At 52.9% G+C, this 342-nt stretch carries 1 protein-coding gene; it reads right to left on the bottom strand.

Translation table 11 applies throughout. From position 1 onward, the window contains the following. Positions 1–342 (bottom strand): biotin transporter BioY (locus tag MXD62_RS10585; protein ID WP_248829140.1); only part of this gene is annotated, 342 nt, incomplete at both ends.

Raw genomic sequence — 342 nt, 5'->3', positions numbered from 1 at the left:
ATCCCGATGGCGTAGACAACCAGGATGCCACCGATGATGATAAACAAAAACACCTGCCATGAACGAAGCTTGCTCCAGCTTCTTTCTACCAGTAACCCGATCACAAATGCAGCAACAGGCCAGCTTAGAACCCAGCCGCCGCTAGCTGATGCGAAAATTGCGGCGCCCCCGTGAAAGCCGGACAATAGCGGTGCTCCCGCTCCAACCAAGACCACAAATGCGGCCATGCTTAAACCGCCCAGTCGAGCACCAAGCAACGCGCCCGCCAGCATAACACCCAATGTCTGTCCTGTAATCGGTACTCCATTTGAGATAGGCAGATTGATTTTTACCATTCCCAAT

This window comes from Frankia sp. Mgl5 (assembly GCF_023242985.1).
Taxonomy (GTDB): domain Bacteria; phylum Actinomycetota; class Actinomycetes; order Frankiales; family Frankiaceae; genus Parafrankia; species Parafrankia soli.
The sequence above is the reverse complement of the archived record's forward strand: the minus strand, read 5'-3'. Positions and strand labels throughout refer to the sequence as shown.